This is a genomic window from Rhodanobacter umsongensis (genome assembly GCF_042654965.1).
Taxonomy (GTDB): Bacteria; Pseudomonadota; Gammaproteobacteria; order Xanthomonadales; family Rhodanobacteraceae; genus Rhodanobacter; species Rhodanobacter umsongensis.
Genome location: NZ_JBHSMK010000002.1, coordinates 813,662 through 829,512 on the forward strand (window position 1 = coordinate 813,662; position 15,851 = coordinate 829,512).

Here is a 15,851-nt window from a genome sequence, read left to right on the forward strand (position 1 = left end):
GTCAGGTTCCCTGAGCGGGCGACCGGCCTGCCTCGTAGATCTTGAGGTGGGCGTACACCACCGACAGCAGCGCGGGTGCGGCATGTTGCGGGTCGGCCCGCGCCAGCATGTCGCCGATCACGTGATCGGCCTCGATGGCATGGCCTTGCTGCAGATCGCGCAGCATCGAAGCGGTCAGGGTCGAACCAGCCTCGGTCAGCACCTGGCGGGCGCGCTGCAGTGTCGCCTCGCCTGGCGCATGGCCAGAATGTGCCGCCACCGCCCGGCATTCCTCCAGCAGGGCAAGCGCCGCCGCGCTGCCGCCCGGCGCGGCGGCGATGCTGCCTACCGATCCGCGCAACAGGCAGGTGATGCCGGCCAGCGAGGCCAGGAATATCCACTTGTCCCACATGTCCTGCAGGATCGCGGCACTGGGTCGCGCGTCGAAATCGCTGTCGGCGAGGGTCGATGTGATCCGCTGCATGCGTCCGGAAGCTTCACCGGTGCGCTCACCGAAGGTGAGGCTGTGCGACTGGTTGAGATGCTGTACGCCACCTTGTTCATCCAGCGTGGCGGCGATCACGCACTGCCCGCCGAGCACGTGGTTCGCGCCGAATCGCGCATCCAGCAGATCAAGCTGGCGCATGCCGTTGAGCAACGGCAGGATCGTCGTATCCGGGCCTACTGCCGGCGCGATGTCGATCATCGCCTGCTCGAGCCCGTACGCCTTGCAGCTCAGCAGGATCAGTTCGTACGGCGCGCGCAGATCGGCGGCCAGTACGGTGGGCGGCGCTGGCAGATCCACATCCCCCATCGCGCTGCGGATCACCAGGCCGTGCCGCGCCAGCTGCGCCGCGCGCTGTTTGCGCACCAGGAATGTCACGTCGCGTCCGTGCTGCAGCAGACGCCCGCCGAAGTAGCCACCGGTGGCGCCGGCGCCGACGATCAGGACACGCATGGATCAATCTCCTTCCGGCGCAGGGTTTGTCGCCTGGTGCATGCGTGCCGCCTGGTCATCCTTTTCGCGCCACAGCGCATTCAGCCACAGCTTGACTCGCCCGCGGAACGCTGCGTCCTCGTCGTAACTGCCGGTCAAACCGGCCTCGATCGGGAGCTCGCGCACATGCACGCGGATATCGTGCACGTGCCCGGCAATCAGATCCATCATCGTGCACGGGCCCTGCGGATAGACGATGGTGACATCGAGGATCGCATGCAGTGCATCGCCCATCGCGTCGAGCACGAACGCCAGTCCGCCAGCCTTGGGCCGCAGCAGATACCGGTAAGGTGAAGACTGCGCATCGTGCTTCGCCTGCGTGAATCGGGTGCCTTCGGCAAAGTTCATCACCGACACCGGCATGTGGCGGAATTTCTCGCAGGCGAGCCGCGTCGCTTCCCTGTCCTTGCCCTGCAGCTCGGGGTGTCTGAGCAGGGTTTCCCTCGAGTAGCGCTTCATGAACGGAAAATCGAGCGCCCACCAGGCCGGCCCCAGCAGCGGCACCCAGATCAGTTGCTGCTTGAGGAAGAAGCGCAGGAACGGGATGCGTCGGTTGAACACCTTCTGCAGCACCGGGATGTCCACCCAGCTCTGATGGTTGCACAGCACCAGGTAGTTGCCATCGCGCCGCAAACCGGCGAGCCCGTCGACCTGCCAGCGGATGCGGGTGAAACCGTCGAACAGCCGGTTGTTGACCCCGATCCAGCTTTCGGCAATGGCTACCAGCACGCGAGAGCAGACGCGGCGCACTGCGCGGATCGGCACAATCAGCTTGAGCAGGGTGAACGCGAACAAGAGCACCACGTGCAGCACGATGTTGATCGTCAGCAGCAGCAGCGCGAGCGGGATGCGGATCAGGCCGGGGAGCTTGGCGAGCATGAAGTCGTTGGTCGGCGGGGAGGCTGACAGGATAATGCCCCGCCAGCGACAGCGGAACCATCGGTTCCTCCGGGCCAGGCTCACATCAGCAGCTTGCGCACCTTGAGCAACGCGACGATGAACGCGTCGATCTCCTCACGCGTGTTGTAGAACGCCAGCGAGGCGCGCAGCGTGGCGGGCACGCCATAGAACTGCATGAGCGGGTGCGCACAATGATGACCGGAGCGCACGGCGATGCCCTGCAGGTCGAGCAGGGTGGCCATGTCGCTGGCTTGGGCGCCTTCCAGCAGGAACGAAATCACCGGCTCTCTCTCGGCCGCTTCGCCGAAGATGCGCAGGCCGGGGATCTCGCGCAACCTCTCGGTGGCATAGGCGAGCAGGTTCTGTTCCCACGCGTGGATCGCTGCGAAGCCCACCGATTCGTAGTAGTCGATCGCCGCGGCCAGGCCGACGAAGCCGGCGATGTTCGGCGTGCCGGCCTCGAACTTGTGCGGTGGTGCGGCGAACGTGGTGCCGCTGAAGCGCACTTCGCGGATCATCTCGCCGCCACCGAAGAACGGCGGCATCGCCTCCAGGTGTTCGCGCTTGGCCCACAGCGCACCGGTGCCGGTGGGGCCGAGCATCTTGTGGCCGGTGATCGCATAGAAGTCGCAACCCAGCGCCTGCACGTCGACCGGCCGGTGCGGCACCGCCTGCGAACCGTCCACCAGCAGTGCAATGCCGCGCTTCCTGCATTCGCGTGCAATCTCGCGCACCGGGTTGACCGTGCCGAGCACGTTGGAGACGTGGGTGACACAGGCCAGTTTCACCTCCGGTGTCAGCAACTCGACGTACTTCTCCACGATCAGCTCGCCGCGCTCGTCGATCGGCGCGGCCTTGACGGTGGCGCCGCTGCGCGCGGCGACCAGCTGCCACGGCACGATGTTGGCGTGGTGCTCCATGACCGTGGTGAGGATGCTGTCGCCCGGCTTCAGTCGTGGCAGTGCATAGCTGTAGGCGACCAGATTGATCGACTGGGTGGTGCCGGAAGTCAGGATCAGCTCGCTGCGCGACGTCGCGTTGATGAAACGCGCCAGCTTGTCGCGCGCGCCCTCGTAGGCGGCGGTCGCCTCCTCGCCCAACTGGTGCACCGCGCGCGCCACGTTCGCGTTGTGCTCGCGGTAGTGGGTGTTCACCGCCTCGATCACCGACACCGGCTTCTGGCTGGTGTTGGCGTTGTCCAGATACACCAGCGGCTTTCCATGCACGCTGCGCGTAAGCAGCGGGAAATCCGCGCGGATGCGCTGGATATCGAAGACGGTAGGGGTCGGTGATGCGTTCATCATGGCGTGCTCGCTTCGATGTGGTTCGGCGCGAGAATGAACCCTCACCCCTTCCCTCTCCCCCGCAAGGGTGAGGAGTTTTGCGGCAGCTTCCGGCACCACAGGAAGCTGGATCAGGCGTCCGGCAGCTGCGCGATCAGCAACGCCGACAAATGCTCGCGCAGCGCCTCGTTTGGCAGATCGTCGAGCACCGCGCGACAAAATGCGGCGGTGAGCAGCGCGCGTGCCTCGACCAGCGGAATGCCACGCGAGCGCAGGTAGAACAGTGAGCGTTCGTCGAGCTGACCGACGGTCGCACCGTGTGCGGCCTTCACCTCGTCGGCGTAAATCTCGAGCTCGGGCTTGGTATCGATCTCGGCGCCCGCTGACAGCAGCAGATTCTTGTTGCTGAGGCTGGCATCGCTGCCGTCGGCACCGGGGACCACCACGATCGCGCCGCGGAAAACGCCGCGCGCACGGTCGTTGGCGACGCCGCGCCAGTGCGACGTGGAAGTGGTGTGTAATGCCTGGTGCCTTATCGCCAGCTGGGTGTCGATGTGCTGGCGGCCATGCGGCATGAACACACCGCGGGTATGCAGCTGCGCGCCATCGCCGATCAGTTCGGCGCGCAGGTCATGCCGCGCCAGCGCGCCGCCGAGTTCGAGCACGTGCAAGGTGGCCTGCGCGCGCGCATGCAGGTGCAGGCTGCTGCGTCGGACCAGATGGGTGCCGGCGGAAGTGTCCTGCAGCATGACGTGATGCAGCCGCGCGCCATCGCGCACCTCGATGTCACTCACCAGCGTGGCAAGTTGAGAGGGTGCGCCGCTGCTCACGTGATGTTCGACCAGGCTCAGTTCGGCACCTTCTCCCAGCTCGATCATGTTGCGGGCATGCCAGGCAAGCTCGGCGTCGGCGCCGACAAACACCAACTGCACCGGTAGGTCGATCCTGGTGCGGGCGGCAACCCGAAGCACCACGCCATCACTGGCACAGGCGGCATTGATCTGCGCGAATGCGTCGCCGGCATCGCGGACATGACCAACCACAGCCGGCCACGACAATGCGAAACGCAGCGGTTCGGCGTCGCCCCGCAAGGCCTGCGACAACGGCTGCAACGAAAGCCCGGCGGGCAGTTGATCCAGCACCGACAGGTCGGCGCGGAACGCACCGTTGACGAAGACCAGCCGCGCACCGGTCACGCCGGGGATGGCCAGTGTGGAAGGATCCACCGCGCGCGTCTGCGCCGCGGCATCGCCACTGGCAAAGCGTCGCTGGCCAAGCCCGCGCAGTGCGGTGTACTTCCACGCTTCCACCCGGGCATCAGGCAGGCCGCCAGCAGCGAACGCCGCGCGATTCTCCTGGCGCGCCGCATCCAGCCAGGCGATGCCGCTGATCGGCAACGGAGCATCCAGCAACGCCGCCACCAACGGCAGGGATGCCGGCTGGTTCATGCCTGCGCTCCCGCAGGGTGGCTGTTGCCGATGCCGGCGTAGCCGTGCGCTTCCAGCTTCAACGCCAGCGATTTGTCGCCGCTCTCGACGATGCGGCCATCGGCCAGCACATGCACGAAATCGGGCACCACGTAATCGAGCAGGCGCTGGTAGTGGGTGATCATCAGGAACGCGCGTTCGGGCGAACGCAGCGTGTTGACGCCCTGCGCGACCTGCTTGAGTGCGTCGATGTCCAGGCCTGAATCGGTTTCGTCGAGGATGGCCAGCTTCGGCTCGAGCACGGCCATCTGGAAGATCTCGTTGCGTTTCTTTTCGCCGCCGGAGAAGCCTTCGTTGACGGCGCGATGCAACAGCTCGTCGGATATCTGCATCACCTTGAGCTTCTCGCGCACCAGCTTGAGGAACTGCATGGAATCGAGTTCCTTTTCTCCACGGCCCTTGCGCTGCGCATTGAAGGCCGCGCGCAGGAAGTAGGTGTTGTTGACGCCAGGAATCTCCACCGGGTACTGAAAGGCCAGGAACACGCCGGCGGCGGCGCGCGCTTCGGGAGACAGCGCCAGCAGATCGGTGCCGTTGTAAGTCACGGTGCCTGCGGTCACCTCGTAGCCGTCGCGACCGGACAGCACGTTGCCGAGCGTGGACTTGCCCGCCCCGTTCGGCCCCATGATCGCGTGCACTTCGCCCGCGTTGACGGTGAGGCTGAGCCCCTTGAGGATTTCCCTGCCCTCGACGCGGGCGTGCAGGTTTTCGATTTTCAGCATGGTTTCGTGCCCTTTACTGCGTTGATTGCCGTCATTCCCGCGGACGCAGGCATCCATCGGCACTCTTGCGACAAAGTCAAAATGGGTTCCCGCGTTCGCGGGAATGACGCCTCTTCGGTGAGTTGTTGGCGCAGGTCAGCCGACCGCTCCTTCCAGCGACACCTCAAGCAATTTCTTCGCCTCCACCGCGAACTCCATCGGCAGCTCGCGGAAAACCTGCTTGCAGAAGCCGTCCACGATCATCGACACGGCATCCTCTTCCGGGATGCCGCGCGAACGGCAGTAGAACATCTGGTCGTCGGAGATCTTCGAGGTGGTGGCCTCGTGCTCGACGATCGCGGTGGGGTTCTTCACTTCCATGTACGGGAAGGTATGCGCGCCGCACTTCTTGCCGATCAACAGGCTGTCGCACTGGGTGTAGTTGCGCGCGCCCTCGGCGCCCTTCTCCATCTTCACCAGGCCGCGGTAGCTGTTGGAGCTGCGCCCCGCGCTGATGCCCTTGGAGACGATCTTCGACTTGGTGTATTTGCCGAGGTGGATCATCTTGGTGCCGGTGTCGGCCTGCTGGAAGTGATGGGTCAGCGCCACCGAGTAGAACTCGCCCACCGAGCGGTCGCCGCGCAGCACCACGCTGGGGTATTTCCAGGTGATCGCCGAGCCGGTCTCCACCTGGGTCCAGCTGATCTTGGAATCGTCGCCGCGGCAGTCGCCGCGCTTGGTGACGAAGTTGTAGATGCCGCCGACGCCGTTCTCGTCGCCGGGGTACCAGTTCTGCACGGTGGAGTACTTGATCTGCGCCTTTTCCAGCGCAACCAGCTCGACCACCGCCGCATGCAGCTGGTTCTCGTCGCGCTTGGGCGCGGTGCAGCCTTCGAGGTAGGAGACGTGGCTGCCCTCCTCGGCCACGATCAGGGTGCGTTCGAACTGGCCGGTGTTTTGCGCATTGATGCGGAAATAGGTGCTCAGCTCCATCGGGCAGCGCACGCCCTTCGGGATGAACACGAAGCTGCCGTCGGAGAACACCGCCGAGTTCAGAGCGGCGAAGAAGTTGTCCCCGGTCGGCACCACGCTGCCGAGGTATTTGCGCACGATGTCCGGGTATTCGCGGATCGCCTCGCTCATCGAGCAGAACAGCACGCCGGCCTCGGCCAGCTGCTTGCGGAAGGTGGTGCCGACCGAGACCGAGTCGAACACCGCATCCACCGCCACGCCGGCCAGTGCGGCGCGCTCGTGCAACGGGATGCCCAGCTTCTCGTAGGTTTCCAGCAGGGCCGGGTCGACCTCGGCCAGCGATTTCGGACCGGCCTTGGGCGCGGCGTAGTAGCTGATCGCCTGGTAGTCGATCGGGTCGATGTTGAGCTTGGCCCAATCGGGCTTCGGCATCGTCAGCCAGTGGCGGTAGGCGTCGAGGCGCCATTCGGTCATCCACTCGGGCTCGTGCTTGATGGCGGAGATGGCCCGGACGGTGCCCTCGTCCAGGCCCGGCGGCAGGCCGGTCATCTCGATCTCGGTGACGAAGCCGGCCGAGTAGGTACGGCCAAGAACCTCGGCCACGTCCGCGTTGTCGCGAAGCGTGGTGGCGGTGCTGCCTTCGTTGGTCATGCTTGCATTCATTCCGTGGTGGCCTCGCCGGTTTTGACGGTGACCGCAATCTTTCGGCCCTGACTCGATACTGCAGGCGGCAACGGCTGGAGCATCTCGGCCAAGCTGACGGCGCGCAGCGCGCTGTCCAGCACGTTGTTGACCCGCTGCCAGCTGCCGCGCACACCGCACTGTGATTCGCGATCGCACTGGCCTTCGGCCACGCTGCACTCGGTCATGCCGATCGGGCCTTCCAGTGCCTCGACGATTTCGGCCAGCGAAATCTCGCTGGCCGGCCGGGCGAGCCGGTAGCCGCCGTTGACGCCGCGGAACGACTCCACCAGCGCAGCATGCCCCAGCGCCTTCAGCAACTTGCTGACCGTCGGCAATTCCAGGTGCGTCTCGTCGGCGATCTGCACCGTGCTGAGTACGTCGGCGGGGTGAGCGGCGATGCAAGTCATCACGACGGTGGCGTAATCGGTCAGTCGGCTGACGCGGAGCATGGGTGCGCTCGGGCCTGGCAGTTGAATCGGGACTAAAATGGTACTGATTAGATGCCCCGCGGTCAATCGGTGCCCTGCACCAGGATCGGGCAACGTCGCGCAACTGTTGCCCACAAATCGGGCATGCGCAGGCCCGCATGCGCGTGCCCGACCCGCAAAACGCGGTCGGACTCCGCGCTTCTTCGCTGGCATGCATCGTGCTGCATCGCAGTACGACTCACCGCGGGGGCACGCCATGAAGTGGATCACGGCCATCATCAAGCCGTTCACGCTGGACGACGTGCGCGAGGCGCTGGCCGAAGCCGGTGTGCAGGGCATGACCGTCACCGAAGTGAAGGGCTTCGGCCGCCAGCACGGACACACCGAGCTGTATCGCGGCGCCGAGTACGTGGTCGACTTTCTGCCCAAGCTGAAGATCGAGGTGGCGGTAAGCGACGATCGCCTCGCCCATGCGATCGAGGCAATCAGCGTCGCCGCCAGCACGGGCAAGATCGGCGACGGCAAGATCTTCGTGAGCGGACTCGATCAGGTCATCCGTATCCGCACGCAGGAGGTCGACGCCGATGCGTTGTGAGACGGGAATCGACGGGCGTCGCGCTGCCTTGCGAGCCACCGTGGTTGTCGCCGGGGGCTGCCTGGCGTCACCGGCGACGGCGCGGGGGCTTGTTGCATCGGCCACGCTCGACAGCGGCGACACAGCCTGGATGCTCACCGCCACCATGCTGGTGCTGTTGATGACGATCCCGGGCCTGGCCTTGTTCTACGGCGGCATGGTGCGCGCCAAGAATTTGCTGTCGGTGCTGATGCAATGCTTCGCGATCACCGCACTGATCAGTGTGCTGTGGATGCTGTTTGGCTACAGCGTCGCGTTCAGCACCCAAGGCATGCAGCCGGGCGTGACCAACCTGCATTCGTTTGTCGGCGGCCTAGACCGCGCGATGTTCGCGGGCATGACGCCCGCGAGCCTGTACAGCCACGTGCCCGAAAGCGTGTTCGCGATGTTCCAGCTTACCTTCGCGATCATCACGCCGGCCCTGATCGTGGGCGCAGTGGCCGAGCGCATGAAGTTCTCCGCGTTGCTGATCTTCACCGGCGGATGGTTCACCGTGGCCTATCTGCCGATGGCGCATATGGTCTGGGGTGGGCCGGGTGCCTTCCTCGGCGACCTGGGCGTGCTCGATTTCGCCGGAGGCACGGTGGTGCACATCAACGCCGGCATCGCTGGCCTGGTCGCCTGCCTGATGCTGGGCAGGCGGCGCGGCTACCCCCATGTACCGATGCCGCCGCACAACCTCGGCTACACGCTGATCGGCGCCAGCATGTTGTGGCTGGGCTGGTTCGGCTTCAACGCGGGCTCGGCGGTGGCTGCAAACGGCAGTGCCGGCATGGCGATGCTGGTGACGCAAGTCGCCACGGCTGCGGCGGCACTGGGGTGGACGGCCATCGAATGGGTCGTTCACCGCCGCGCCAGCGTGCTCGGCATCGCCTCCGGCGCGGTCGCCGGACTGGTCGCCATCACGCCTGCCGCCGGCACCATCGGACCCGGCGGCGCGCTGCTGCTTGGTGCGCTGGCCGGCGTGATCTGCTTCTTTGGCGCGACCCGGCTCAAGCGCCGGCTGGGCTATGACGACAGCCTCGACGTGTTCGGGGTGCACGCCATCGCCGGCATCGTGGGCGCGCTGCTGACCGGCCCGTTCGCGGCACACGCCCTGGGTGGGTTCGGCAACGTCGCGCATCCGCTGGGCCAGTTGTGGATCCAGGCCAGGGGCGTGGCCTTCACCGTCGTCTGGAGCGCCGGGTTGACCTGGGCCGTCCTCAAGCTGATCGATGCCACACTGGGCCTGCGCGTGGATGACGAACAGGAACAGGTCGGACTGGATCTCGCGCTGCACGACGAGCGCGCCTACAACCTGTCGTGAGTGTCCGCATCTCGCCACTGCGCCGGTGGCTCGCTAAGCTGGCATGGTCCCCTCATACGCAGTTGCCATGATCACTACGCCCGACCGTGCCGCCGTCCGTCTTTCCTGGGCTCGCCAGGCGCTGGGCGACGACACGCTGACGCTGGCCTCCGCGTCGGCCGACGCGAGCTTCCGCAGCTACTGGCGCACGCAACACGGCGACCGCAGCTGGATCGTGATGGATTCGCCGCCGGCGCAGGAAGATCCGCGGCCGTGGCTGGAAATCGGTGCGCGGCTCTCCGCCGCCGGCCTGCACGTGCCCGCGGTACGGGCCTGTGATCCCGAGCAGGGCTTCCTGCTGATCGAAGATCTCGGCTCCAGGTTGTATCTGCCGGCCTTGAACGACGGCACGGTGGATGCGCTGTACGGCGATGCGACGGACGCGCTGCTGCGCATGCAGCGTGACGCGGATACTGCCGGCATGGCGCCGTACGATCACGCCTTCCTGCAGCGCGAGCTGGAGATCATGCCGGAGTGGTTCCTTCGTCGGCACCTGGGATACACGCCCGAGTGCACCGAATGGGACGTGCTGGAGTCGGCATTCACCGTGTTGCTGCACGATGCGCTGGAACAGCCGCGCTGCTTCGTGCACCGCGACTACCACAGCCGCAACCTGCTGGTGACGGCGCACAACAACCCCGGGATCATCGACTTCCAGGGTGCGCTGCACGGACCGATCACCTACGATCTCGCCTCGCTGCTGCGCGACTGCTACATCGCGTGGGATCGCGCTCGCGTGGAAGCCTGGGTCGAAACTCATCGACTGCGCCTGCAGGCTGCGCGGTTGATTGCCGCCAATGTCAGTGCTCGACGCTTCCTGCGCTGGTTCGATCTGATCGGCTTGCAGCGGCACATCAAGGTGCTCGGGATCTTCTGCCGCCTGTGCTACCGCGACGGCAAGCCCGCCTATCTCGACGATCTGCCGCGCGTGTACGACTATGTGATCGATGTGGCCGGCGGCTATCCCGAACTGGCGGGGTTCGTGGCGCTGCTGCAACGCTGCGTGGGCCAACGCGACCTGCGCCTGCCGGTGGCTGCATGAAGCACGCGCTGATCTTCGCCGCCGGGCTCGGCGAACGCATGCGGCCCTTGACTGAGCACACGCCCAAGCCACTGCTGCCGGTGGGCGGCAAACCGCTGATCGTGTGGCATCTGGAAAGGCTCGCAGCCGCTGGCGTGCATTACGTGGTGATCAACACCTCGCATCTCGCTGAGCAATTCCCGGACGCGCTCGGCGACGGTTCACGCTGGGGCCTGCGCATTCGCTACGCCTATGAAGGCAGTACCCCGCTTGAAACCGGCGGCGGCATGTTGAACGCGCTGCCGCTGCTGGGCAACGCGCCGTTCATCGCGGTCAACGGCGACATCTGGTGCGATGCCGATTTCTCCACCCTGCCCGCCGAACCGGCTGGCCTGGCGCATCTGTTGCTGGTCGACAATCCGCCGCAACATCCGCATGGCGATTTTGCATTGGGCGCGCAAGGCATCGTGCGCGATGAAGGCGGCGACCGGCTGACCTTCAGCGGCATCGGCGTGTATCGGCAGGAGTTGTTGCAGAACTGGCGCGAAGTGATCAGCGAGGTCGCCGGTGCCGAAATGCGGCCGCCGCGCTTCCGTTTGGCGCCGCTGCTGCGCGCAGCGATGACGACCGAAGCGGTCAATGGCAGCCATCACCGAGGTGCGTGGACGGACGCCGGTACACCGCAGCGACTGGCACAGCTGGACACCATACTTCGTGGATAGCGGTGGCCAATCGCCAGCAAAAAAAACGGCCCGGCATGAACCGGGCCGTTCTCGCTTGGGAACCTGGGCGCCTACGGGCGGCGCGCCAGCTCCGGATTCTCCCTGGTGACCGGCATCAGGTCCTTCTTTGACACGCCCAGCCACAGCAGGATGGGGCTGGCGACAAAGATGGAGGACAGCGTGCCGACCACGATGCCGATCAGCATGGTCACGGCGAAGCCATGCACGGGCCTGCCGCCGAAGAAAAACAGCGCGCCCATGGTGATGGCCGTGAACAGCGAGGTAATGATGGTACGCGACAGGGTATTGTTGATCGATCGGTTGAGTATCTCTTCCGGCTCGGCCTTGCGCGCCAGCCGGAACAGCTCGCGGATGCGATCGAACACCACCACCTTGTCGTTGATCGAGTAACCGATCACCGCCAGCACCGAGGCCAGTACGGTCATGTCGAACTCGCGCTGGGTCAGCGCCAGAATGCCCAGCGTTACCAGTACGTCATGGATTTCGGTGGCCACCGCGGCGATCGCGAAGCGGCGCTCGAAGCGGATCCACAGGTAGGCCATGATGCCGAGGATCACGAACACCGCGGCCACGGTGCCGTCGCTCTTCAGTTCCGCGCCCACCTCCGCGGTAACCAGTTCGCGACTCTTCAGCTTGGCATCGGCACGCGCCACATGCAGCGTCTTGAGGACGTCGGCGGAGATGAGATCAAGGTTGACCTTGCCGCTGGCGTCCACCGCCTTCTGGTCATCCTTCGGCTGCATGCGGATCGCCACCTCGCGGGTGCCGCCGAGGCTCTGCACGATCGCGTGCTCGAAGCCGCCCTTTTCCAGGGCCGCACGCACGTCGGCGATCTCCACCGACTGGTCGTAGTCGATCACCATCGAGACGCCGCCGGTGAAATCCAGCGCGTAGTTGAGCCCCTTGGTCACGAGCAGGCCGATCGAGCCGATCATCAGGAACAACGCGATGGCGATGCTGAACTTGCGCATGCCAAGGAAAGGGATGTTGCTGTCGTGATTGAAGATTTCCATGATGACTCCTTAGACCGACAGCGTCTTGAGCTTGCGGTGGCCGTGGATCGCCGCAGTGAACGCATGCGTCAGCGTCACCGAGGTGAACAACGAGGTCAGGATGCCGATCATCAGCGTCACACCGAAGCCCTTGATCGCGCCGGTACCCATCGTGGTCAGCGCCAGCGCCGCGATAAGGTGGGTGACGTTGGCGTCGAGAATGGTCGACCACGCCTTCTCGTAACCGGCGCGGATCGCCGCGTGCGGGGTCGAACCGTTGCGCAACTCCTCGCGCACGCGCTCGCAGATCAGCACGTTCGCATCGATTGCCATGCCCAGGGTCAGCACGATGCCGGCCACGCCCGGCATGGTCAGGGTGACGCCGATCAGCGACATCACCGCCACCAGGATCACCAGGTTGAAGAACAGCGCGATATCGGCGACCAGGCCGAACAGCTTGTAATAGATGGCCGCCGCCAACAGCACCAGCGCCAGGCCCAGCATCACCGCCTTGAAACCCTTGTCGATGTTGTCCTGGCCGAGACTGGCACCGATCACGCTTTCCTCGACGATGTCCATCGGCGCCGCCAGCGCGCCACCCTTGAGCAGCAAGGCCAGGTCGGAAGCCTCCTTGGCGCTGCCCAGACCGGTGGTCTGGAACTGCTTGCTGAAGGGGCTGGCGATCGAGGCGTCATTGATCACCGTCTCGGTGATCTTGGGAACGCGCACCTGCTTGCCGTCCACGAGCTTGGTCTCATAGACCTGTTCGACGTAGACCACCGCCATCGGCTTGCCGACATTGGCATTGGTGAAGTCGCCCATCTTCTTGGCGCCGGCGGCGTTCAACGTGACGTCGACCTTCGGCGTGCCGCTCTGCTGGTCGATACCCGAGGACGCGTCAACCAGCTGATTGCCGGTCACGATGATCTGCTTGCTCACCAGCACCGGCAGGTTGCTGCCGCGCATGCGATAGAGGTTGGCGTCCGGCGGGATATTGCCGGTGCGAGCGGCCTCTTGCGCCTGCGCGTCGCCGGCCTGGCCGATGCCGGGGCGATACTGCAGCGTGGCTACCGCGCCGATCAGCTTCTTGGCCTCGGCCGGGTCCTGCACGCCGGCCAGTTCGACCACGATGCGGCTTTCGCCCTGCTGCTGGATCAACGGCTCGGACACGCCCAGCGCGTTGATGCGATTGCGCAGTGTGCCCAGGTTCTGGGTGATTGCGCTGCGTGACAGCTCGCGGAGTTTTTCCGGCTTGATCACCACGTTCAACACGAAGCGATCGCCCGTATTGGCGCCGTTCGCGACATTGAGGTCGGTGTACTCGTTGCTGATGGCGTCGGCCGCCGCGGACCGATCGGCGGCAGAGCGCAGGATCACGGCGATGCCCTGATCACGCACGGCGCTGCGGGTTACCGATTCGTAACGGATGTTCTTCTGCCGCAGCAGGCTGCGGATGTCGTCGGCGTAGCTGTTCTCCTGCTTGTCGATCGCGTCGTTCTGGTCGACCTGCATCAGGAAGTGCACGCCGCCCTGCAGGTCCAGGCCCAACGGCATCGAACGCGCGCCGATCGCGCGCAGCCAGGCGGGCACGGTCGACTGCAGCTTGAACGCGACCGTATAACGGTCGCCCAGTGCCGCCTTGATCGCATCGGCCCCGCTCTTCTGCACATCGGAGTTGGGGAACGTCGCCAGCAAGTGGTCGCCATCCACCGAGATCCCGATGGTGGCGATGTTCTTCTGCGCCAGCGCCGCAGCCACCTTCTGCTGCACGGACTGGTCGATCGGCGGGGCGTCGCGGTTGGCGGTGACCTGCACCGCCAGCGCCGGCTGATAGACATTCGGCAGGGCATAGATGATGCCAAACAGCATCACCAGCGCGACCAGTGCGTATTTCCAGCGGGGAAAATCACTCATGCCATGCACCCATCAAAGCCGCGGCGACAGGCCGCAGCGCTAGCAACAATCGAGGAATGACCGGATCGGGGGCAGCGGCCGCAACCACCGGCCAGAGCGTGCCCCGAGCCATCATCAGACAGACTTCAGCGAACCCTTGGGCAAGACCTGCTGGACGGCGCCTTTCTGCACCTTGACCTTCACGTTCGCCGCGATCTCGACCGTGATGAACGTCTCGCCCACCTCGTCCACGCGACCGGCGATGCCGCCATTGGTGACCACTTCGTCGCCTTTTGCCAAACCGGCGACCAGCGCGCGATGCTCTTTCTGCCGCTTCATCTGCGGGCGGATCATCATGAAATACATCAGGCCGAACAGCACCACCATCATGATGATCATGGACATGCCACCACCGGCGGGCTGCGCAGCAGCGGCCTGGGCGATCACGGGAGAGGACGGAAAACTCATCGGTTTGTCTCGCAAGTTGTGGCGCAGCCACGAATTTCAGCTGAACGCCCGGTAAAAGATTCTCGATTATGCCATGCACCCCTGCACCATGCACGGTGGCGCTTGACCCATCGCAGCCGTTGCCAATCCCTACTGAGGGCGACCCGCAGCCGTTGCAAGGTTGCCGGCGTGACCCCGCGCGACCGCGTTTTCGCCACTGCGCCGACACGCATAGAACTCCGCCACGAATCCCTCAAGCGCATGGCCCGCGATCGCCTCGCGCAGGCCGGCCATCAGCCGCTGGTAATAGCGCAGGTTGTGCATGGTGGCGAGCTGGCTGCCGAGGATCTCGTTGCAGCGGTCGAGATGGCGCAGATACGCGCGGCTGAAGCCGTTGCGACAGGCGTGGCAATCGCAGCCTTCCTCGATCACCCGGGTATCGGTGGCGTACTTGGCATTGCGGATGCGCAGCGTGCCTTCGGCCGTGAACAGGAAGCCGTTACGCGCGTTGCGCGTCGGCATCACGCAGTCGAACATGTCGATGCCGCGGCGCACCGCTTCGACGATGTCTTCCGGCCGGCCCACGCCCATCAGGTAACGCGGCTTGTCCACGGGCAGCAGCGGGACGGTGAAATCCAGCGCAAGGTTGCGCTCGGCCTCCGGCTCGCCGACCGCCAGGCCGCCGACCGCGTAGCCGTCGAAGCCGATATTCACCAGCCCCGCGGCGGAGCGCTGGCGCAGGGTCTCGTAGACGCTGCCCTGCACGATGCCGAACAGCGCGTTCGGATTGCCAAGATCATCGAAAGACCGGCGCGAGCGTTCGGCCCAGCGCAACGACAGCTCCATCGAATCGCTGGCGACCTTCTCGCTCGCCGGGTACGGCGTGCACTCGTCGAAGATCATCGCGATGTCCGAATCCAGCGTGGTCTGGATCTGCATCGACACTTCCGGCGACAGGAACACCTTCGATCCGTCGACCGGCGAGGCAAACGTCACGCCCTCCTCGGTGATCTTGCGCTTGTGGGCCAGCGAGAACACCTGGAACCCGCCCGAATCGGTGAGGATGGGTTTGTCCCACCCGATGAACTTGTGCAGCCCGCCGAACTTTTCGACGACCTCCAGCCCCGGCCGCAGGAACAGGTGGAACGTATTGCCCAGGATGATCTCGGCGCCGGTCTCGGTGACGTCGCGCGGCGTCATCGCCTTCACCGAGCCATACGTGCCCACCGGCATGAACGCGGGCGTTTCCACCGTACCGCGGGCAAAGGCGAGGCGGCCGCGGCGCGCGGCGCCGTCAGTGGCGTGCAGTTCGAAAGTCATGGCAGTCATCCGCCGAAGTTTAACC

The 15,851-nt window shown here is 65.3% G+C and carries 15 protein-coding genes; 4 read left to right on the forward strand and 11 right to left on the reverse strand.

Annotated features, from left to right (window positions below; all coding sequences use genetic code 11):
• Position 1 precedes the first annotated feature (1 nt).
• From panE to ACFPME_RS03980, 7 genes are all read right to left on the reverse strand, one after another.
• Positions 2–937: a 2-dehydropantoate 2-reductase gene (gene panE, locus ACFPME_RS03950; RefSeq protein ID WP_377302239.1), complete on the reverse strand. Its 936-nt coding sequence runs from the start codon at positions 935–937 to the stop codon at positions 2–4.
• A 3-nt stretch (positions 938–940) separates the two neighbouring features.
• Positions 941–1,855: an acyltransferase gene (locus tag ACFPME_RS03955; protein ID WP_377302241.1), complete on the reverse strand. Its 915-nt coding sequence runs from the start codon at positions 1,853–1,855 to the stop codon at positions 941–943.
• An 80-nt stretch (positions 1,856–1,935) separates the two neighbouring features.
• A complete protein-coding gene (locus tag ACFPME_RS03960) occupies positions 1,936–3,180 on the reverse strand; it encodes a cysteine desulfurase (RefSeq protein WP_377302243.1) in 1,245 nt (414 codons plus the stop codon).
• Between the two features lie 110 nt (positions 3,181–3,290).
• Positions 3,291–4,607, reverse strand: a complete 1,317-nt coding sequence (gene sufD, locus ACFPME_RS03965; RefSeq protein WP_377302245.1) for a Fe-S cluster assembly protein SufD — start codon at positions 4,605–4,607, stop codon at positions 3,291–3,293.
• Positions 4,604–5,368 carry a Fe-S cluster assembly ATPase SufC gene (sufC, locus tag ACFPME_RS03970; protein ID WP_377302247.1) on the reverse strand — a complete coding sequence of 255 codons (765 nt, stop codon included), beginning with the start codon at positions 5,366–5,368 and terminating at the stop codon, positions 4,604–4,606. The genes sufD and sufC overlap by 4 nt, the downstream gene beginning before the upstream one ends.
• A gap of 135 nt (positions 5,369–5,503) precedes the next feature.
• Positions 5,504–6,970 carry a Fe-S cluster assembly protein SufB gene (gene sufB, locus ACFPME_RS03975; RefSeq protein ID WP_377302249.1) on the reverse strand — a complete coding sequence of 489 codons (1,467 nt, stop codon included), beginning with the start codon at positions 6,968–6,970 and terminating at the stop codon, positions 5,504–5,506.
• 8 nt (positions 6,971–6,978) lie between these two features.
• Positions 6,979–7,452, reverse strand: coding sequence for an SUF system Fe-S cluster assembly regulator (locus ACFPME_RS03980; RefSeq protein WP_377302251.1), 474 nt, complete (start codon positions 7,450–7,452; stop codon positions 6,979–6,981).
• 235 nt (positions 7,453–7,687) lie between these two features.
• Here ACFPME_RS03980 and ACFPME_RS03985 point away from each other — a divergent pair, with 235 nt between their 5' ends.
• The 4 genes from ACFPME_RS03985 (at position 7,688) to murU (ending at position 11,153) form a co-directional block, all read left to right on the forward strand.
• Complete coding sequence (locus tag ACFPME_RS03985) at positions 7,688–8,026, forward strand: P-II family nitrogen regulator (RefSeq protein ID WP_377302253.1); 339 nt, start codon at positions 7,688–7,690, stop codon at positions 8,024–8,026.
• A gap of 130 nt (positions 8,027–8,156) precedes the next feature.
• On the forward strand, positions 8,157–9,371 hold the full coding sequence (locus ACFPME_RS03990) for an ammonium transporter (protein WP_377302255.1): 1,215 nt from the start codon (positions 8,157–8,159) through the stop codon (positions 9,369–9,371).
• A 67-nt stretch (positions 9,372–9,438) separates the two neighbouring features.
• A complete protein-coding gene (locus tag ACFPME_RS03995) occupies positions 9,439–10,452 on the forward strand; it encodes an aminoglycoside phosphotransferase family protein (RefSeq protein ID WP_377302257.1) in 1,014 nt (337 codons plus the stop codon).
• The gene (gene murU, locus ACFPME_RS04000) at positions 10,449–11,153 is read left to right on the forward strand and encodes an N-acetylmuramate alpha-1-phosphate uridylyltransferase MurU (RefSeq protein WP_377302259.1); all 705 of its coding nucleotides are present in this window, start codon (positions 10,449–10,451) and stop codon (positions 11,151–11,153) included. The genes ACFPME_RS03995 and murU overlap by 4 nt, the downstream gene beginning before the upstream one ends.
• A gap of 71 nt (positions 11,154–11,224) precedes the next feature.
• On the opposite strand, the gene secF is transcribed toward murU, so the two are convergent.
• The 4 genes from secF to tgt form a co-directional block, all read right to left on the reverse strand.
• On the reverse strand, positions 11,225–12,187 hold the full coding sequence (gene secF / locus ACFPME_RS04005; protein WP_377302261.1) for a protein translocase subunit SecF: 963 nt from the start codon (positions 12,185–12,187) through the stop codon (positions 11,225–11,227).
• Positions 12,188–12,196: 9 nt separating this feature from the next.
• On the reverse strand, positions 12,197–14,080 hold the full coding sequence (gene secD / locus ACFPME_RS04010; protein ID WP_377302263.1) for a protein translocase subunit SecD: 1,884 nt from the start codon (positions 14,078–14,080) through the stop codon (positions 12,197–12,199).
• Between the two features lie 114 nt (positions 14,081–14,194).
• Entirely contained in the window at positions 14,195–14,527 is a 333-nt protein-coding gene (yajC, locus tag ACFPME_RS04015; RefSeq protein WP_113726109.1) for a preprotein translocase subunit YajC, read from the reverse strand.
• 129 nt (positions 14,528–14,656) lie between these two features.
• A complete protein-coding gene (tgt, locus tag ACFPME_RS04020) occupies positions 14,657–15,835 on the reverse strand; it encodes a tRNA guanosine(34) transglycosylase Tgt (RefSeq protein ID WP_377302266.1) in 1,179 nt (392 codons plus the stop codon).
• Positions 15,836–15,851 lie beyond the last annotated feature (16 nt).